We start from the raw sequence: 17,947 nt of genomic DNA on the forward strand, positions 1-17,947 counted from the left end.
GTTTGTTTGGTTGTGGTCCAAAGGTAGAGAATTATCTTTTAAGTGAAAAATGACCTTTTACAGTTCTCCCATTGTATAGATTTATTACAAACCAATAATCTCCAGCGGGAAGAGGCTCTCCTCTAAACGTACCGTCCCAACCGTTGGATTGTGAAGACAATTGCTTTAATAATTTTCCGTAACGATCAAAAATATTGATGTATGATGTTGGGTATAATTCTAAAAAGTTAATTTTCCAATAGTCATTGTAACCATCGTTATTAGGTGTAAAATATTTTGGAAAGTCTAATAAGTATATTGTTTTAGAAGGAATTGGTTGGCACCCATTTTTATCTCTTACATAAATAGTGTATTCTCCTGTTTCCAAATTCTCGAAGGTGGGGCTATCTTGGTAAATACTTCCGTCTATTGAAAATTCGTAATCACCTCCATTATCAGTATAGGTAATGGTAATCGAATTATTTTCAGAAAAATCATAAATAGTAGCATCAATATCACTAGCTGGTGCCGAAGGGAGAATATTGAATGTTTTAGTGGCTTTACAACCGTTTGAATCGGTCACTTCAACAGTGTAAATTCCTGAAGTGCTAACCTGAGTTTCAAAATCTTGGTCTCCGTTAGACCAGTTATAACTGGCAAAGGTATTGGCTACATTCAAAGTTACTGTAGCGTTAGGACACAAATATAAAGTGGTTTCATTGTTAAAGTCCGCAGGCGCATTGTAATTGACCTGTAAAATTATTTCTATGATGTCGTAACAATCCGATCCGTTCACTATTCTGGCAAAAATACTTTCAGTATTTGCTTTTTGGTTGGTATAATTATTCGGTAATGGATTACTTTGTGCTTCCGCATCTAAACTTGTAGCGTAATATTCAACCACGAGCCCAGATGGTAAACCGCTTGTAATTATTGGACTAATTTCCGTATTTAAATCGAAAGAAGTGATTCCATTTTTAGTACCATCTTCATCACACTTTGCCACTGTTTGAGGCGAGGTTACACTTTGATTGGAAATTTCTAAGTTTACTTCGGCATAAGAAGAACAATTGTATTGGTTATCAACCCTTGCATAGATTTTTTTTGGAATACTATTATAAGCAGAAGGATTTGTTATAACGGCTCCTCCAATATTCTCGTAATATGTAACGTTACCAAGAGAAAGATCATTGTTTTTAATTAGATTATCTAACTTGGTTAGGTTGAATAAGGCGTTTCCGTTGGAATCATAATCGCATTGAACTAGAGTTTGATTAGATAAGATTGGTTTTGAGGCAAATTGAATGTTTACTTCACCCGTTGAGATACAACTACCGTTTATAGTTACTTCGACACTATAATTTACAACAGCCGTATTGGTATTATCTGTAATAGTGAATGTAGGTGTTGTAATGCTTGTCGGATTACTATCAATGAACCATTTGTAAGTATTGTTGGTTCCTGGTTGTGTTGCATCGAGAATTACGGTTTCGCCTTCGCAATAAGGATTGTTATTGCTGATGAGTCTATCTTCTCCCAGATCTGTTTCACTTTTAAAAGTACCGCCTCCTAGAAATATCGCCGAGTCAAAAAGACCATTTCCTTGATCTGCTATGACTAATTTAATGTGATAGGTATTACCAGAGATTACATTGGCTTGGGCTTTTAATACTTTGGTTTGCCCGTTGAAAGTGGTTGGATGATCATAATCGTTAAAGGCATCGAAATATTCTTCGTTACTGGCTGTGCATATAGTTCCTGATCCTCTGATTGTATTAACTGATACTGGAGTATTTGTTCCTGGGACTAAAGCAATATTTTCATACGTTCCGCCGGCAGGTTTTATTAAAAAAGCAAATCCATCAGTATATCCACATTGACTTGATCTAGGATTTTTTAAGTATTGCTCAGAAGAAAAAATATAATCGAAACTAATTTTATCTGTGAAAGGAATAAAGTCAAACTCTAAGATGGTTGCATTGTAAGTTCCAGAAAGTCCTAAGGCTTGCTCTAAATCACTGTCGCCAGCCCAATCACCAAGATTGTCACTTTTGTCTCCATCATTAGGACCAATGGCAGAAGTGGCTTTTCCGGTGCTTAAAATAATACCATCGTTAAAAGGGAAAAGACTGCTTCCTTTAGTAAAGTATCCGTAGCTATTAGCATTTGTGAAATTCCCACCATTAACAGAGACATTAAAGGCTTGACCACAACCACCATTGGCTGCAAAGAAATTATCAACCAATTGTTGTGCAGTAAAACTATCATCAACTTGAATGTATTGTGAATATCCTGTTGTTGAAAAAATAAATAATAAATAAAATACTACCTTTTTCATTCTTTAGTTTAAGAATACAAATATAAGTGAAATGAAGTTTTCGTAGGATTTTTAACAATTGTATAACAAAAAAGAACCTCAAGGCTATTGAGGTTCTTTTGAATTTATGATTTTTGCTCTTTATTGAAGTAAACTAAATAGTAATACATTTGCTTTTCTTCGTCCCATCCTTTTTCCACAAATTTTTCTGCACTTTCAGGATTAATAAAGTCGAGTTTGATTTGAATGTTAGTATCCAATTCAATGATATTTTTCATTTTTCGACGGGCATCACTCACCGCAGCATTGGCAATAGGGAACGAGGTCAAGTCTTCAATACTGTATTTTTCTCCTTTATCTACTTTGTAATTTTTGAATTCGGAGATTAAATCAGGATTATCGATTACTTCATTTAAAAAGTTAGTTTCTTCGAAATTGTCGTTTTTAGCAAAATGATTTACTGCACGATTCATAAACATAACCTCTTCTTTCTTGTCTTCGGCTGGTAAAACCACATCTTTTGCAAAATCCTGACAGAATTTCAAATACTTTTTAGTCAAGAAATTTTCATCTTGAAAGGCATCAACACTTAAAAAGTGTTCCAACCAATAACGGGCATCATAACGATTACTGTCGATGGTTAAAATTTTATATCCTTCTTCTTTTTTGTAGTTAAAGATTAAACATCCTTTGTCCAATTTTTGAAGATTGATTCCTTGTTGTAAAATCATTTCCAGTTGCGAATCTTTTTCTTCAAACTGAAGGAAGTCCGATTTTAACTCACTTTTAAATACTCCAATGGCATCAACCGGTTTATTGTCTATAGAAACATTGGTAAGGTAGGCAACATAAACTTCACCATTTTTTATGTGTGGATGGTTGGATTGTTCGTATAAATGACGTGTAATTTTTTTAGATACCTCATGAATATTACTAGGGTTTGCAAATATTTCGGTTGCAAAATTGTACATTTCATTATATTCTAAATCTACATCATGTGCAAATTGAAAGTAGTTTTCTTCTTTTTCTCGGAAAGGTTTAAAGAAAAACTCTTTCAGTAACGGCATAATTTCATCGTTCAAACTGTAAGGTTGATTCGATAAAAAAATAGCTTCGTTACGGCTTTTATTTCCCACTCTGTGAATGGATAAATTGTCTATGTGAGTATTAAATAAATTGATCATATCTTTAGGACAAAGAGAAAAAGAGAAAAGAGAAAAACTCTTTTTTCGATACTCTTAATTAAATTATTATTGTCTTTCTTCTTTATTCTTTCTGCTAAAAGAGATTAATTCCAGTTTTCTTCAAAACCGTAATCTTCAAAAGAATCGTCACCATCAAACATATCGAAATCTTCGTCGTCATAATCGTCATCAAACTCACTACGGAAGTCATCATTATCAGCTTCGAATTCTTTGTCCGGCGCACTTAAAGGCATTATTCCGTGGGAGAATAACAAATCAGGGTAACTTACTCCAGCTTCAGGTTCTTCAATAGCGGCTAATTCCACAAAGAAAGTCCACATATTTAAGAAGTCATACACATAAATCATTTTGGTGTTTTCTTCGTCAAATGAAGACGATAACAGATAATCAGCCATGGTCAAGCCTTCGCCCGGATTGTCTCCGGTGTCAAACAAAGGAATTTCGTCTTCCTGATTCCATTGATCATCACAAGTATAAAAGGCTGCCATTTCCATTCCGTCGAAACCAAATGCATTTACAATCGCATTGTGTAAATCTTCCAAAGTATCTTTTTCCTCAATGGCGATATCTCTGAAAATATCTTCTTCGGCGTCAAGAATGACTCTAAATTTATATATCATAACACGGATTATTTTAGAAGGTCAAAGGTAATTATTATTTTATATTATATTTTTTAGATTTAGGATTTGTTGATAACATTTCTAATTAGCTCTCATAGAATTCTATAGGCAAATTGTCTGGATCGCTACAAAAGAAAAACTGTTTTTGTGTCGTTTCATCAATTCTAATTTCTTCACAATCGATGTTCTGGTTCACCAATAATTCTCTAGTGTTTTTTATATCGTCAACTTCAAATGCCAAATGGCGTAAACCTTGAGCTTCCGGTCTTGTTAATCTTTGAGGAGTATCGGGAAAGGAAAATAGTTCAATTGCGTATCCATCATTAAGAGCTAAATCTAATTTATACGAATCTCGTTCGGCTCTGTAAACTTCTCGAATGATTTTTAAACCTAAAATTTCAGTGTAAAAATCTTTAGATCTTTTGTAATCGGAACAAATAATGGCTATATGATGTATTTTGTTGATTTTAAGCATTTGTGTAATTTTTGTATCGTACAAATAAGTCGAGATAATTAAGAATAATAATATTACGCTACTTCGAGTGATTTTATTCAAAAAAATACCTCCATTTTAATAAAATGAGCATGAAACAATTCTTGATACCTATTTTTTTCATTGCAAAAATACTCGAATTAATTTCACACCTAAATTGTAATCAATGTATTCATGTAAAATTAAAAAATGAATGTAAAATTCGTTTCATTTTGATTGCTTCAAGAATCCTTATTTTCTTTTAAAGGAGAAGAATTACAATTCATCCTCAAAAAATGACAGTTCGGTTAGTTTAAGTTTTTTCAGAAGAGGTTCTGCTGCAACTTTGCCTCAATAAAATAAACAAACTGTTAAACTATTAATCAAATTAAATTATGACAAATTTATTCACTGTTATCGTAATGTTAATCGCATCGATGGTCTCGGTACAAAATTCTTCGTTTGAAGAAGGAAGAGAAAATGCTTTGCCAACTTGTGAAAATGTAAATTTCAAAGAAGCAATCGAACTTTTTGCTACTTTTAAACCTGAATCGACTTTGCATCCTAATGGGGGATTGGACAGAACAGAAGCCGAATTAACAAATGTAAAAAATCATTTATGATAGATAAACTAATAAAACAATTTCCGAGAGCCACCATTATTATGTTATTGGTATTTGTAGCTTTAATTATTATAAAATTGCTTTCGGGAGGTTCTGTGAGATTAAATGAAGGATTAGCTTGGCAATTTTTCTACACAATGCTTTACGGGTACTCACTCTATTATGCTAACGCTTTTATTTTTATAAAATTAGATGATGTTTATCAAATCGATAGATTTACAAGAAATCGAATTGTTACAGGATTTGTTCTTTCATTTATTGTGTCAGTAGGTGTAATTTTTCTGCTTCGAATTGTAGAAGATGTAATCATTGAGGGAAGAACTCTTCAGACGTTTTTAGCGAATGAAAAATCTTCAAATTATATAGTTTCAATCATCATTACGTTTGTGGTAACCTTAGCATTTCATGCTTTTTATTTCTATAAAGCGTATCAAGAAAACAAGTTAAAAGAGCAAAAAATTATAGCAGGAACGGCTTCGGCGCAGTTCGAAAGTTTAAAAAATCAAATCGATCCTCATTTTCTTTTTAATAGCCTCAATGTATTGAGTTCGTTAATCGAAGAAAATCCTGAAAGTGCTCAGAAATTTACCACTTCACTTTCAAAGGTATATCGATATGTTTTGGAACAAAAAGACAAAGAGTTGGTTTCGGTTGCAGAAGAATTACAATTTGCTAAAACGTATATGAATTTGCTGAAAATGCGATTTGAGAACAGCATCACATTTGAAATTCCTGAAAATTTTGAAAATGAAGAGGCCAAAGTAGTTCCGTTATCGTTACAATTATTATTAGAAAATTGCATCAAGCACAATGTAGTTAGCGAAGTTAAACCGCTACATATAAAAATTAATATTGAAAAGGGGATGTTAGTCATCACTAACAATCTTCAGAAGAAAGAAGTTTTACAAGACCGAAAAGGCGTAGGGTTACAAAACATTGTGAATCGCTACGGAATTTTAACCAAAAGGAAAGTATTGGTAGAAGAAAACGAAAAAGAATTTAAAGTATTTCTACCGATTTTAACTAAACAAATATCAGTTATGGAAACATCAAACAATTATAATGAACAAACCGCTTATAATAGAGCATCAATAAGAGTCAAAGAAATAAAAGAATTTTACGGAAGTTTAATTTCTTATCTTATAGTAATTCCAGTTTTAGTATTTATCAATTTTAGAACTTTTTCCGGATTTCAATGGTTTTGGTTTCCATTGCTAGGTTGGGGTATGGGGTTGTTCTTTCATGCATTAAAAGTTTTTGGTTACGGAAGTTCTTGGGAAGAACGAAAAATTCAAGAAATTTTGAACAAAGAACAAGAGAAAAACAATAAGTGGGAATAATTAAATAAAATAGAAATCATGAGTTTAGAAAATAGAATATATAGAGGAATGGATAAAGAAGCATTTAAAAACTTTATTCCGTCGAATGCAGAAGAAGCAAGATATTATCAAGCGGTAAAAAAAGTAAAGAAAATCAAAGGGTTTTATACACACGCAGTAGTGTATTTAGTAATTAATATTATGATTTTGATTATCAATATTCAAAATTTGAAAGAGGGAGAAAGTTATTTTCAAGCCCATAATTTCTTAACGGCTTTCTTTTGGGGATTGGGATTGTTTGCACACGGATTATCGGTGTTTTTGCCTGATTTTATAATGGGTCAAAATTGGGAAGAACGCAAGATTAAAGAATTCATGGAGAAAGAAAAGACTAATAAGTGGGAGTAATAATAATGGTTTTTAATAAAAGGTTATAATCCAATAAACTTGAAACAAAAACAATGAATATATTAATTATTGAAGACGAAAAACCAGCAGCACGCTTGTTACAACGCAAAGTAGAAAAATTAGGTTTACAAGTAAATACACTACTGCATTCTGTGGAAGAAGCTGTTTCATGGTTTCAAAATAATTCACATCCTGATTTAATTTTTCTCGACATTCAATTGTCTGATGGTTTATCGTTTGAGATATTTGAGCAAATTGACATTAAAAGTGCCGTGATTTTCACAACCGCTTATGATGAATATGCTTTACGGGCTTTCAAACTTAATAGTATCGATTATTTATTAAAACCCATCGATGAAGAAGATTTGGAAGTGGCGGTCAATAAATTCAAAGCTAGAACCCAATCGCAAAATATTTCATTAGATTTTGAAGCTATCAAACGCATGTTAGTCAATCCCATTGAAAAAGAGTATAAAAAACGTTTTTCTGTGAAGATTGGTCAACAATTAAAAGTGATTTCCATTGATGAAGTCGAATGTTTTTACAGCGAAAATAAAGGAACCTATATTCATACTTTAGACAATAGAGATTATTTAATTGATTCTACTTTAGAAGTTTTGGAAGCTGAAATCAATCCAAAAGAATTTTATCGCGTAAGCCGAAAATTCATTGTTCCATTGAAAGCAGTGAAAGAAATTCAAATGCATTCGAATTCACGATTGAAAATCATTTTACCAACATTCAGAGACGATGAAGTTGTTGTAGCTAGAGAACGCGTCAGTGATTTTAAAGAGTGGATCAGTTGATAAAGAATTGTTAATTAACACCAGAAAAAATAAATATCTCATTAGTTTTGATAAAAAAGCAAATGAGATATTTTCGTTTTATAGCGCTTTCCCTTTTCTTTTTGAGTTTTTCTGCGAAAGCTCAGGACTTAATTACATTTCAAAATTTCGAAGAATTGAATTCCTATATTCAAAAGAATTCCGAAAAACCTTTGGTAGTTAACTTTTGGGCAACTTGGTGTGCGCCTTGCGTAAAGGAATTGCCGTATTTTCAAAAATTACATCTAGAAAATCCAAATGTAAAAGTGGTAACGGTGAGTTTGGATTTCGATAAACAAGTAGAAAGTAAATTGAAACCTTTTTTGAAAAAGAAAAATTATTCATTTGTTACGACTTACATGGCCGATAAAAAATTCAATAATTGGATTTCAAAAGTTGATGAAAATTGGTCGGGTTCTATTCCTGCTACTTGGATCATCAATGGAAATAAAACCATTTTTGTGGAACAAGAATTTGCTTCGTTTGAAGAATTAAATCAGTTTGTAAAAGAATCACTAATCAAATTAATACTATGAAGAGAATCGGATTTTTAGCCTTGTTAATGGGCGTTTTGATGAGTTTTACGAATCCTACGGGATACAAAGTAGGCGATAAGGCTACTGATTTTAAATTAAAATCGGTTGACAATAAAATGTACAGTATGGCTGATTACAAAGATGCGAAAGGTTTTATCGTCGTTTTTACTTGTAATCATTGTCCGTATGCAGTGAAATATGAAGATCGAATTATCGATTTAGCTAAGAAATACAAATCAAAAGGTTATGTTTTGTTAGCAATTAATCCAAATGATCCTGCAGCGCAACCTGAAGATAGTTTTGAGTTGATGCAAAAAAGAGCAAAAGAGAAAAAGTTCACTTTCCCGTATTTGTTTGATGAAGGTCAGAAAATCTATCCGCAATATGGCGCAACGAAAACACCTCACGTATTTTTACTAGACAAAAATTTAATTGTGAAATATATTGGTGCTATCGATGATAATGTGGAAGATGCTTCTCAAGTAAAAGAAAAATATTTAGAAAACGCCATTGCTGCTTTGGAAAAAGGGCAAGAGCCAACACCAAATACTACAAAAGCTATTGGTTGTTCTATCAAGGTTAAAAAGTAATTAAAAAAGGGCGAAACAATTGTTTCGCCCTTTTTTAATTTTATTTACTAAATCTGTGTAAGGTAAATGTCATGGCTGTTAATAAAAAGAACGCCATGATTTGATGCGCTAATCCTAACCAAAGCGGTACATGGAATAACAAAGTAAAGATTCCTAAGATGAATTGGATGAACACAAAAACCAGTAAAGTTTTTACGCCATTATCTTGTGCTTTGTCCAATGCAAATTTTCTACTTTTTATAAATAAGAAAACAATCATTCCAACTACCACATAAGCAAATGTTCGGTGAATGAATTGTACACCACTTTTTCCTTCGGTAAACGATAAAAGTAAATTCGATTGTTCTAATCGGATACTTTCATGGAAGAATTGTCCGTCGCTCATTAATGGCCAATGATTGTGAATCAATCCTGCATTTAATCCTGCCACAAATCCACCGTAAATAATTTGAAGGATTAAAATTACCAAAGCAATTCGGGCAATTTTTCGCAATTCTACAATAGGTGATTTTCTTTCAGGATAAATTAAATCTAACGCCACCCATAGTGTGTAAGCAAACGTAATGAAAGCAAACGTTAAGTGAATCGCTAATCTGAAGTGGCTCACATCCGGCATGTCTTTCAAACCGCTGGCTACCATAAACCAACCCAAAAATCCTTGAAATGCACCCATTCCCAATAGAATGATACATTTTTTAATCGTTGCTGCATCTAATTTCTTTTTAATTAAGAAGTAAACGAATGGAATGATGAAAACCATTCCAATAATACGTCCGATAAATCGGTGAAACCATTCCCAAAAGAAAATAAATTTATAATCGTCTAATTGAAAATCTTTGTGCTTATTGATAAGTTGATATTCTGGGTATTTTTTGTATTCTTCAAAAGCTTCCACCCATTTTTCTTCACTCATTGGTGGAAAAGTATCATTAATCAAATGCCAATCGGTCATCGATAAACCAGAGTTGGTTAAACGAGTTATTCCCCCAACAGTTACCATGATAAATAACAAAACACATCCAGAAAGTAGCCAATAAATGACTGATTTATTTGTTTTCATTTTTTTGATATTCAAAAAGCACCCCAAATTTACGTAATGCTCATTTGAAAAGTGCTTTAACAGATTATAATTTTTATACTTTTTTCAATCCCATTTTTGAAGCTTTGTTCAAGACGAAAGTTTTTGCCGCTTCATACTCGTTTGGAATTTCTCCTTCCAAAATAGCTTCTTTTACCGCTTCTTTTAAAACACCAATTTCTCTACAAGGTTTCAAACCAAATAATTCCATGATTTCTTCACCAGAAATAGGCGGTTGAAATACGCGAACACGGTCTTTTTCTTCTACTTCCACAATCTTTTCTTTTACGATGTCGAAGTTTTTGTGGTATTTCTGGAATTTTTTTGGATTTTTTGTTGTAATATCGGCTTTACACAAGGTCATCAAACTGTCAATATCTTCACCGGCATCAAAAACCAAACGACGAACGGCACTATCGGTCACAATATCTTCTGCAATCACAATAGGACGCGAACTCATCATCACCATTTTTTGAACGAATTTCATCTTATGATTCAAAGGCATGTGCAAACGCTCAAATATTTTTTTGACCATTTTTCCACCTAAAAATTCATGTCCGTGAAACGTCCAACCTTGTTTTTTGTTGAATCTTTTGGTTGGTGCTTTGCCAATATCATGCAACAGCGCTGCCCAACGCAACCAAACATCATCAGTATTTGGACAAATATTATCTACTACTTCTAACGTGTGATAAAAATTGTTTTTATGGGTATGACCTTCGACTTCTTCTACATTATTTAAAGCGGTAAGTTCAGGTAAAATAATATCTAATAAACCAGTTTGGTACAAATGTAAAAACCCGATAGAAGGTTTTTTAGAAGCTAAAATTTTATGCAATTCATCAACAATTCGTTCACCTGAAATGATATGGATTCGGTCTTTGTTTTTAGAAATAGCTTCTAAAGATTTAGATTCGATTTCGAAATTCAATTGAGTGGCAAAACGAATCGCACGCATCATACGCAACGGATCATCCGAATAGGTGATGTCAGGATTTAAAGGCGTTTTGATAATTTTGTTTTTCAAATCTTCCACACCATTAAACGGATCTATTAAATCACCATAGTTTTCAGAATTTAGAGAAAAAGCCAAGGCATTTATTGTAAAATCGCGTCTTTCTTGGTCGTCTTTTAAGGTCCCATTTTCTACGAAAGGATTTCGGCTATCGTGGGTGTACGATTCTTTTCTAGCGCCTACAAATTCCACATCGATATCATCGTAACGCAACATCGCGGTTCCATAGTTTTTAAAAACTTGTACTTTTGGATGGAATGGAATTAATTCGGAAACTTTTAAAGCCAATTCGATTCCGCTACCAACAGCAACGATATCAATATCTTTTTTATGATCTCGGTTTAATAAAATGTCGCGTACAAAACCACCAATAACATAACATTCCAAGTTGAGTTCTTGAGCTGCTTGTGAAATGATTTTGAAGATAGTATGTTCTAAATGTTGTTTGTAATTCATGTTAGTACCGCAGATTCGCAGATTTTTTATTTTTTTGAAAGTGCAACTCTTTTGTGTTCAAGTGAGATAGAATTAAAATTAACTAAAAGTGCTAATTCATTTCCTGAAACTTTCAAATAATTTAAATATTGATTGTAGTGAGCATTGTTAAAACAATCAACAGTTTTTATTTCTAATATAATTTCGTTAAAAACTACAAAATCAGCATAAAACTTATGTTTTAACACAGTATTTTTATAGTTCACTAAATATTCTTTTTCTCTTTCGTATGGAATGTTTACTTGTTGAAACTCAAATTCAATAGCATCTTTGTATACAATTTCAGAAAATCCTTTTCCTAAATTTTTATGGACTTCAAATAGAATTCCAATAATTTGGTAGGTTTTGTCTTTATATAAAAAATCATCCATAATGCTATTTTAATCTGCGAATCTGCGGTGTTTTTTATTTGCGAATCACTTTTACCTGACTATCCAAACCTAATTTAATTATCGTAGAAGGATTTTGGGAAATTTTGTCGTGGTGCAAATTTACTACATAGTCGACACCTTTTATAATTTCAGGACTGATTTCTTTAAAAGATTTTGGGGTAGGTTGTCCCGATATATTTGCTGAGGTGGAAACCAATGGTTTTTTCATACGTTCCATTAGTTTAAAGCAAAAAGGCTCGGTTACGATGCGAACCCCCAAAGTGTTGTCTTCTGCCACGATATTCTTAGCTACATTTCGAGGATTGTCCAAAATTAATGTAGTTGGTTTTTCTGATAAATCTAAAATTTGCCATGCCACTTCTGGAATATCTTTAAAAACATTGTACATCATGCGTTCGCCATTCATTAAAACAATCATGCTTTTGGTTTCTTCGCGTTGTTTTAAAGCATAGATTTTTTTCACGGCTTCTTCATTAGTAGCATCGCATCCAATTCCCCAAACTGTGTCGGTTGGATACAAAATGATGCCACCGTTTTTTATAATTTCAAATGCGTTATGTACTTCGGTATTGATATCAGCCATAATGTTATTTTTTGCAAATTTAATCAAAGTCAGATTATTTTTACTTTTAAATTTTTTTTGTTAAGAATATTGATACTTTTGTTAAAAAACTAACTTGATTTTTATTAATGAGATTATTACAAATAACAGCTTCAAAAGGATGGAGAGGTCATGAACAAAAAATTATTTATTTATATGAAGCATTCAGAGATTATGGTTACGTGAAAGATCAATGGATTATTTGCCCTAAAGATTCCGAAACCTTTAAAGCTGCAGTAAAAGGGGGAATGCAGGTTTATGGGTGTGATATTAAGTCGGAATATGATTTAAAATTTGCGAAATATCTTAAAAACTTTACTGATAAGCATAAGGTAGATGTAATTTTTATTCACAATAGCGAATCACATACTCTTGCGGTTTTATCTTCTATTCTTTTTAAATTAAAAGTTCCTATGGTGTTGTGTAGAACATTGATAAAAAGAGTGGATACAAATTTTTTTAGAAAATGGAAGTACAATTATTCAGGAATTAAAAAAATAATTTGTGTTTCTCAGCCAGTAGTAGACGTTTTAAAATATGCTGTAAAAGATCATAATAAATTATGTGTTGTAGGTAGTGTTACCGATATACAAAAATTTAAAAAACAATCTCAAATTGGCATTTTACACCAAGAATTTAACATTCCTAATGATTACAAAATTATTGGAAATATTGCCGCCTTTACCGGATTTAAAGACCATGTAACATGGGTAAAAGTTGTTGCTGAATTGGTTAAGAGGGGGACTAAGGCTAAATATGTTTTAGTTGGAGAAGGACCATTAGAAAACGAAATAAGGTCTCAGATCAAAGAGCTCGGTTTAGAAAATGAAATTATTTTCACAGGTTTCCGAAAAGACATACCTGAAATTTTACCGGAATTCGATTTGTTTATGTTCACCTCAAACAATGAGCCTACCGGAGGGGTATTGTTAGAATCATATGCTTGTAGAGTGCCAATTGTAGCAGCTAATGCCGGAGGGATTCCAGAAGTGGTCATAGACAACGAAACTGGCCTACTTGCTGAAGTTGGCAATCCCATCGATTTTGCAGATAAAGTACAATTGTTGTTATATAATGAAGTACTGCAAAAAAGATTGACAGAAAATGGATATGAATTCTTGAAACAAAATTTTATCAAAGAAATAATAGCCAGAAAAATGTTTGACGAACTTAATGAAGTAATTATTAAAACTCTTAACTAATTGAAATTCTTTAAAAGAAAATATTACCAACTTTATTTGAAATTCCTTGAAAGTTTTTCAAAAAACGATGTTTTATTCTGTAAAACGAAATATTATTATAATAATAATTTGCCTTTGAATCTTGATCAACCGATAGAGTTTATGGAAAAAATTCAATGGCTAAAATTGTATTATTATAAAGAGAAGTTTGGAAATTTGGTTGATAAATATGAAGTAAGAAATTTTGTTGAAAGTAAAATAGGAGCATCTTATTTGAATCCTATCATTGGGGTTTTTAATTCAGTTGAAGTTATCGATTTCAAAAGTTTGCCGAAACAATTTGTAATCAAGGGCACACATGGTTCAGGTTATAATATAATTGTTAAGGATAAAAATTCTATTAACGAAAAAGGAATTAAAAAAGAATTGTATCAATTTCTAAATGAAAATTATTTTTTTAGGAATAGAGAATATATTTATAAGGAAGTCCCACCAAGATTGATAGTCGAAAATTATATTTCTGAATTGGATTCAGACGAGTTGATTGATTATAAATTCTATACTTTTCATGGAGTTCCAAAATATGTTTTGGTTAAAAAAAACGAAAATGGAAAAAGTAAAAAATGTTTTTACGATTTAAATTGGACTAAAATTTATCCAGATTCAATTTCACAGGATTTTTTAGAAGAAGAAATAGCTAAACCAGAAAATTTAGATGAAATGATTACAGTAGCTAGAAAATTAGCCTCAGATTTTATATTTGTTCGGGTTGATTTGTATTATGTTTCAAGTAAAATTATTTTTGGAGAACTTACTTTTTTTCCAACGGCTGGAATGAAAAGATTTAAAATAGAACATTTCAATAAAGAACTAGGGGAAGCAATTATACTTCCCGCTATAGCTTAAAAGTATTAGTTTTGGGATAGAAGTTTATTATTTTAATGTAGTTTGTTTTTAAAATAAATCGATTTCAAATCTATAAGATTACTAAAAACTAATCTATAAGTATTGATTTATTCCTTTTTCAGCAAAAATTATTTTTTTCTCTCTAACTTCATCTTCAATAGCACTATTCAAATGAATATGACTTTTGTCTTGTTCTTTGTGATAAATATGAAATGCAATTCCAACGTTTTTTAAACGTTTCCCTTGGATCCCGATATTGTGCAGGCGTTGAATTAACTCTGAGTCATCAACTCCCCAACCTATTAAGCTTTCATTAAAACCATTGACCTTAACGAAATCCTCTTTCCAAAACGACATGTTACAACCTCTAAGTTTTGAAGAACGTCTGTCATGAAGTTTAGCGAAATTCATGAAGAATGGGATTCGCAGTGTTCTTCCTCGTTTTTTGATTCCTTTGGAAAACAAATGGAATGAAGTGGTTTTATTCTTGAAAATGGTTTCTAAAATCGATTTTTGGATATTTACTCTCGAACCAAATAAGTATACACCTTTTTCAGCGTAAGTTAAATGATCTTTTACAAAATCAGGGTGCATGATGATATCGCCATCAATTTCAACAATGTATTCGTATTGCGCTTGTGCAATGGCTTTGTTCATTATTTTAGGCTTTTGATTGCCATTGTCTTCATGCCAAATGTGAATTAGTGGAACAGGAAACGATTTTTGAAAACGCTCTATCAGTAATCGTGTTTCTTTTCTAGAACCATCATCAGCAATAATTACTTCGTTAGGTAAAATGCTTTGCTTGGTGATACTCAAAAGTAATAGTTCAAGTGCTTCGGGCCAATTATAAGTAGGAGTTACTAAGGAACATTTGGGATATGATTTCATAGAAAAAAAATGTTTAAAAATATAAAATTATTCAATAAAAGTCAGCTTAATTGAAAATCGATTTTATTCTGTTTTTTAAAATTTTGATATGCCCTTTCATTCTATTAATCAAAGGAATTCTGAAGCCTAATCCATCTTTGCTAGTGTTTTTGCAAGGATTACATTTGCCGCAAGGTTGATTTTTCTTAGGATTGTGACAAAACCACGTCAGTTTCATGATTTCGTACCAATTATTCTCTTTTACAATTTGTAAAGTTTCACTTTTTGATAAATGAAAAATAGGGAATTTAAAGTATTTAAAAACAGTATCTATTGTATCGTAAAGTTCTAGGTCTGTTGCTTCTGAACGACTAATAGTGGAATAATTTTTTTCAAAAATATTTCCAAAAGAATTCAAACTGGAATCTTTATCAAAGCTCATTTCGACATCTTTTAGGTCATACATTTTACAAAATTCAGCTAACCAAATGTATTGACTTCCAATTTTCACTTTGGAGTTAAATTTGTTATATCCTGTAAGGATTTCATCGTTTTTAACTAAACTATCTTTTTCTTCAAATCGAATAGGAAGTATCAATGCTGCATTTGTAGGAAACTGTTCTTTTATTTTCGCTTGAATGTTTTCTAATGCTTTTAACTCATGTTGCAAAGATTTTCTTTTTCGGTCAATAATGTAAATAGGTTGAACAGTTTTCTTTTCAATCAAGATAATTTGGAGTAGACGAAAGGTAGAATCCCAACCGCTAGTCCATAATAAAAGTATTGGTTCCATTTATTTCAACTTATAAATTCCTAGCTTCTTTTTTATTACTTTACTAAACAAAACCATTTTAACATACAAGAAATTCTTAAGACTTAAAAACCACCATGTTTTGAAAGGCATTAGCTCTTGAATGATTTTTTCATTAATTTCTTTAGATACAATAAACTCATTATTAATGTCTTCCCATTTTATGTTACCGTATCCGTCAAATTCATTTACTTTGTTTTTTTCGTGAATAATAGATAACCAAAGACGTTTATTGGTAATTTGCATGATTCGGGTTTCTTTTTTCCACATATTATGATCACTGAACCAAACAGTTTTAGGATGGTCATTTTTTTCAATCAAGCTGATAAACGGATTAAAGATGTGTTCTTTTTTACCTAAAATAAAGTTGGGTTTTACTTGAAGCGAGTAACCATTAATAATGTCTATGGCTTGATATTCCTGAAAAGAAAATTGTTTCTGGATTTCGTCAATAAAATGTTTACTGATGCTGTCATCGTTGTCGATACGTGAAGTGATTAGATGCGATTGACCTTTACTGCGGTTCAGAATATAATTTTGAATTTCATTATAAAATGCAGGCATCCCATCAATAAAAAAAGTCTTGATATTGTTGTAATCCTTTACCAGATTTTCTATTCTATTTCGAAAAATTTCATTGGTCGTGATATCAAAAAACAATAACCATTCAAAATTCTGATTGGTTTGAGCTGTTACCGAAGGAAAACAAAAATTTTCAAAGAGCCACATTCGATCTTCCATCCACTCATCGGTTAAAAGCGATTCGTTATTTTTGGTAACATCCCATTTTGGATTTCTTAGATTGAAGCGGGTAATTAAATAATGATCAAACATCTTACAACTAATATTTGGCGTAAAATTAAAGGAAATATATTAAAAAGGTTAATTTTGTCCTATTAATTACAAGTGCATGATATTTCAATTTAACCCGCAATTTCAGAATAGACAAGAAACAATACTAAATTGTATTGAAAATTTTGAGTCTGAGGGAGAAATTGTATATGGCGGTAATCGTAATACCATTAAAACCTTTTCGATAAACAACGATTTGGTTATCAATGTAAAAGCTTTTAAAATTCCTAAATTTTTCAATCAATTCATATACCGTTATATTCGTAAGTCGAAAGCGCAAAGATCTTTTGAAAATGCGAATTATCTCATCGAAAAAGGATTTCATACACCGCAACCTATCGCTTTTATTGAAAATAGTAATCTTTTCGGATTGCAAAAAAGTTATTATATTAGTGAACAATTGCAAATGGATTTAATGTTTAGGGAATTAACCACGAATAATTATTATCCAGATTTTGATGAGATTGTTAGACAATTTGCGCGTTTTTCGTTTCTGTTGCATGAAAAAGGAATTGAGTTTATCGACAATACTTCTGGAAACACATTAATAAAGAAGGAAAACGGGCAATATAATTTTTATTTGGTAGATTTAAATCGAATGAACTTTCACGAAAAGATGTCGTTTGAACTCCGAATGAAAAATCTGTCGAAACTTACCTCAAACGATAAAATTATTAAAATTGTTAGTGAGGAATATTCAGTTCTAATTGGTAAAAAGTTTGAAGAAGTTTACAGTGTATTGAAAAACAAAGCTGAAGATTTTCAGTACCGTTTCCACAAAAGAAGAGATCTTAAAAGAAAAATATTCTTTTGGAGAAAAAAGTAATTAGTTACTTGCCAATAGGAATTCTTA

At 31.6% G+C, this 17,947-nt stretch carries 20 protein-coding genes; 9 read left to right on the forward strand and 11 right to left on the reverse strand.

Annotation, left to right across the window (positions count from 1 at the left end; translation table 11 throughout):
- Nucleotides 1–31: 31 nt before the first annotated feature.
- The 4 genes from NAT50_RS03720 to gloA2 all read right to left on the reverse strand — a co-directional run bounded on the left by NAT50_RS03720 (nt 32) and on the right by gloA2 (nt 4,596).
- Entirely contained in the window at nt 32–2,317 is a 2,286-nt protein-coding gene (locus NAT50_RS03720) for a choice-of-anchor L domain-containing protein (protein ID WP_250591633.1), read from the reverse strand.
- A 104-nt stretch (nt 2,318–2,421) separates the two neighbouring features.
- Entirely contained in the window at nt 2,422–3,480 is a 1,059-nt protein-coding gene (locus tag NAT50_RS03725) for a nucleoid-associated protein (RefSeq protein ID WP_250591635.1), read from the reverse strand.
- 104 nt (nt 3,481–3,584) lie between these two features.
- Complete coding sequence (locus NAT50_RS03730) at nt 3,585–4,121, reverse strand: plasmid pRiA4b ORF-3 family protein (RefSeq protein WP_250591637.1); 537 nt, start codon at nt 4,119–4,121, stop codon at nt 3,585–3,587.
- 85 nt (nt 4,122–4,206) lie between these two features.
- Nucleotides 4,207–4,596, reverse strand: coding sequence for an SMU1112c/YaeR family gloxylase I-like metalloprotein (gene gloA2, locus NAT50_RS03735; RefSeq protein WP_250591639.1), 390 nt, complete (start codon nt 4,594–4,596; stop codon nt 4,207–4,209).
- Between the two features lie 392 nt (nt 4,597–4,988).
- On the opposite strand from gloA2, the gene NAT50_RS03740 reads away from it, so the two are divergent.
- The 6 genes from NAT50_RS03740 (at nt 4,989) to NAT50_RS03765 (ending at nt 8,893) form a co-directional block, all read left to right on the forward strand.
- A complete protein-coding gene (locus NAT50_RS03740; RefSeq protein ID WP_250591642.1) occupies nt 4,989–5,216 on the forward strand; it encodes a hypothetical protein in 228 nt (75 codons plus the stop codon).
- Nucleotides 5,213–6,556, forward strand: coding sequence for a 2TM domain-containing protein (locus NAT50_RS03745; protein ID WP_262918582.1), 1,344 nt, complete (start codon nt 5,213–5,215; stop codon nt 6,554–6,556). The genes NAT50_RS03740 and NAT50_RS03745 overlap by 4 nt, the downstream gene beginning before the upstream one ends.
- Before the next feature lie 18 nt (nt 6,557–6,574).
- Nucleotides 6,575–6,943 carry a 2TM domain-containing protein gene (locus tag NAT50_RS03750; protein ID WP_250591644.1) on the forward strand — a complete coding sequence of 123 codons (369 nt, stop codon included), beginning with the start codon at nt 6,575–6,577 and terminating at the stop codon, nt 6,941–6,943.
- A gap of 53 nt (nt 6,944–6,996) precedes the next feature.
- Nucleotides 6,997–7,749: a LytR/AlgR family response regulator transcription factor gene (locus NAT50_RS03755; RefSeq protein ID WP_250591645.1), complete on the forward strand. Its 753-nt coding sequence runs from the start codon at nt 6,997–6,999 to the stop codon at nt 7,747–7,749.
- A 62-nt stretch (nt 7,750–7,811) separates the two neighbouring features.
- Nucleotides 7,812–8,303, forward strand: a complete 492-nt coding sequence (locus NAT50_RS03760; protein ID WP_250591647.1) for a TlpA family protein disulfide reductase — start codon at nt 7,812–7,814, stop codon at nt 8,301–8,303.
- Nucleotides 8,300–8,893 (forward strand): thioredoxin family protein, encoded by a 594-nt coding sequence (locus NAT50_RS03765; protein ID WP_250591649.1) that lies wholly within the window; start codon nt 8,300–8,302, stop codon nt 8,891–8,893. The genes NAT50_RS03760 and NAT50_RS03765 overlap by 4 nt, the downstream gene beginning before the upstream one ends.
- A gap of 40 nt (nt 8,894–8,933) precedes the next feature.
- On the opposite strand, the gene NAT50_RS03770 is transcribed toward NAT50_RS03765, so the two are convergent.
- The 4 genes from NAT50_RS03770 to NAT50_RS03785 form a co-directional block, all read right to left on the reverse strand.
- Nucleotides 8,934–9,953: a COX15/CtaA family protein gene (locus NAT50_RS03770; protein ID WP_250591650.1), complete on the reverse strand. Its 1,020-nt coding sequence runs from the start codon at nt 9,951–9,953 to the stop codon at nt 8,934–8,936.
- Nucleotides 9,954–10,026: 73 nt separating this feature from the next.
- Nucleotides 10,027–11,442 carry a CCA tRNA nucleotidyltransferase gene (locus tag NAT50_RS03775; protein WP_250591652.1) on the reverse strand — a complete coding sequence of 472 codons (1,416 nt, stop codon included), beginning with the start codon at nt 11,440–11,442 and terminating at the stop codon, nt 10,027–10,029.
- Nucleotides 11,443–11,468: 26 nt separating this feature from the next.
- The gene (locus NAT50_RS03780) at nt 11,469–11,852 is read right to left on the reverse strand and encodes a GxxExxY protein (RefSeq protein WP_250591654.1); all 384 of its coding nucleotides are present in this window, start codon (nt 11,850–11,852) and stop codon (nt 11,469–11,471) included.
- 34 nt (nt 11,853–11,886) lie between these two features.
- Complete coding sequence (locus NAT50_RS03785) at nt 11,887–12,456, reverse strand: L-threonylcarbamoyladenylate synthase (protein WP_250591656.1); 570 nt, start codon at nt 12,454–12,456, stop codon at nt 11,887–11,889.
- 107 nt (nt 12,457–12,563) lie between these two features.
- On the opposite strand from NAT50_RS03785, the gene NAT50_RS03790 reads away from it, so the two are divergent.
- Nucleotides 12,564–13,676, forward strand: coding sequence for a glycosyltransferase family 4 protein (locus NAT50_RS03790; RefSeq protein WP_250591658.1), 1,113 nt, complete (start codon nt 12,564–12,566; stop codon nt 13,674–13,676).
- A 141-nt stretch (nt 13,677–13,817) separates the two neighbouring features.
- Nucleotides 13,818–14,561 (forward strand): ATP-grasp fold amidoligase family protein, encoded by a 744-nt coding sequence (locus NAT50_RS03795; protein ID WP_250591660.1) that lies wholly within the window; start codon nt 13,818–13,820, stop codon nt 14,559–14,561.
- A gap of 93 nt (nt 14,562–14,654) precedes the next feature.
- Here the strand turns inward: NAT50_RS03795 and NAT50_RS03800 are convergent, their stop codons facing one another.
- Genes NAT50_RS03800 through NAT50_RS03810 form a run of 3 tightly spaced genes read right to left on the reverse strand, consistent with a single transcriptional unit; the run spans nt 14,655 to nt 17,076 of the window.
- Entirely contained in the window at nt 14,655–15,452 is a 798-nt protein-coding gene (locus tag NAT50_RS03800; protein ID WP_250591662.1) for a glycosyltransferase family 2 protein, read from the reverse strand.
- 46 nt (nt 15,453–15,498) lie between these two features.
- Nucleotides 15,499–16,224, reverse strand: coding sequence for a 7-cyano-7-deazaguanine synthase (locus tag NAT50_RS03805; protein WP_250591664.1), 726 nt, complete (start codon nt 16,222–16,224; stop codon nt 15,499–15,501).
- Nucleotides 16,225–17,076, reverse strand: coding sequence for a glycosyltransferase (locus tag NAT50_RS03810; RefSeq protein WP_250591666.1), 852 nt, complete (start codon nt 17,074–17,076; stop codon nt 16,225–16,227). It abuts the gene before it with no gap.
- 76 nt (nt 17,077–17,152) lie between these two features.
- Here NAT50_RS03810 and NAT50_RS03815 point away from each other — a divergent pair, with 76 nt between their 5' ends.
- Nucleotides 17,153–17,920 carry a lipopolysaccharide kinase InaA family protein gene (locus NAT50_RS03815; protein ID WP_250591668.1) on the forward strand — a complete coding sequence of 256 codons (768 nt, stop codon included), beginning with the start codon at nt 17,153–17,155 and terminating at the stop codon, nt 17,918–17,920.
- Nucleotides 17,921–17,947: the final 27 nt, after the last annotated feature.

It is taken from the genome of Flavobacterium luminosum (assembly GCF_023635005.1).
Lineage (GTDB): Bacteria > Bacteroidota > Bacteroidia > Flavobacteriales > Flavobacteriaceae > Flavobacterium > Flavobacterium luminosum.

Coding starts and splice junctions, on each gene's coding strand:
- NAT50_RS03780 (WP_250591654.1), bottom strand. CDS start 11,852: ATGGATGATTTTTTATATAAAGACAAAACCTACCAAATTATTGGAATT.
- NAT50_RS03805 (WP_250591664.1), bottom strand. CDS start 16,224: ATGGAACCAATACTTTTATTATGGACTAGCGGTTGGGATTCTACCTTT.
- NAT50_RS03720 (WP_250591633.1), bottom strand. CDS start 2,317: ATGAAAAAGGTAGTATTTTATTTATTATTTATTTTTTCAACAACAGGA.
- NAT50_RS03775 (WP_250591652.1), bottom strand. CDS start 11,442: ATGAATTACAAACAACATTTAGAACATACTATCTTCAAAATCATTTCA.
- NAT50_RS03790 (WP_250591658.1), top strand. CDS start 12,564: ATGAGATTATTACAAATAACAGCTTCAAAAGGATGGAGAGGTCATGAA.
- NAT50_RS03760 (WP_250591647.1), top strand. CDS start 7,812: ATGAGATATTTTCGTTTTATAGCGCTTTCCCTTTTCTTTTTGAGTTTT.
- NAT50_RS03750 (WP_250591644.1), top strand. CDS start 6,575: ATGAGTTTAGAAAATAGAATATATAGAGGAATGGATAAAGAAGCATTT.
- gloA2 (WP_250591639.1), bottom strand. CDS start 4,596: ATGCTTAAAATCAACAAAATACATCATATAGCCATTATTTGTTCCGAT.
- NAT50_RS03800 (WP_250591662.1), bottom strand. CDS start 15,452: ATGAAATCATATCCCAAATGTTCCTTAGTAACTCCTACTTATAATTGG.
- NAT50_RS03785 (WP_250591656.1), bottom strand. CDS start 12,456: ATGGCTGATATCAATACCGAAGTACATAACGCATTTGAAATTATAAAA.
- NAT50_RS03770 (WP_250591650.1), bottom strand. CDS start 9,953: ATGAAAACAAATAAATCAGTCATTTATTGGCTACTTTCTGGATGTGTT.
- NAT50_RS03745 (WP_262918582.1), top strand. CDS start 5,213: ATGATAGATAAACTAATAAAACAATTTCCGAGAGCCACCATTATTATG.
- NAT50_RS03755 (WP_250591645.1), top strand. CDS start 6,997: ATGAATATATTAATTATTGAAGACGAAAAACCAGCAGCACGCTTGTTA.
- NAT50_RS03810 (WP_250591666.1), bottom strand. CDS start 17,076: ATGTTTGATCATTATTTAATTACCCGCTTCAATCTAAGAAATCCAAAA.
- NAT50_RS03765 (WP_250591649.1), top strand. CDS start 8,300: ATGAAGAGAATCGGATTTTTAGCCTTGTTAATGGGCGTTTTGATGAGT.
- NAT50_RS03740 (WP_250591642.1), top strand. CDS start 4,989: ATGACAAATTTATTCACTGTTATCGTAATGTTAATCGCATCGATGGTC.
- NAT50_RS03815 (WP_250591668.1), top strand. CDS start 17,153: ATGATATTTCAATTTAACCCGCAATTTCAGAATAGACAAGAAACAATA.
- NAT50_RS03730 (WP_250591637.1), bottom strand. CDS start 4,121: ATGATATATAAATTTAGAGTCATTCTTGACGCCGAAGAAGATATTTTC.
- NAT50_RS03795 (WP_250591660.1), top strand. CDS start 13,818: ATGGAAAAAATTCAATGGCTAAAATTGTATTATTATAAAGAGAAGTTT.
- NAT50_RS03725 (WP_250591635.1), bottom strand. CDS start 3,480: ATGATCAATTTATTTAATACTCACATAGACAATTTATCCATTCACAGA.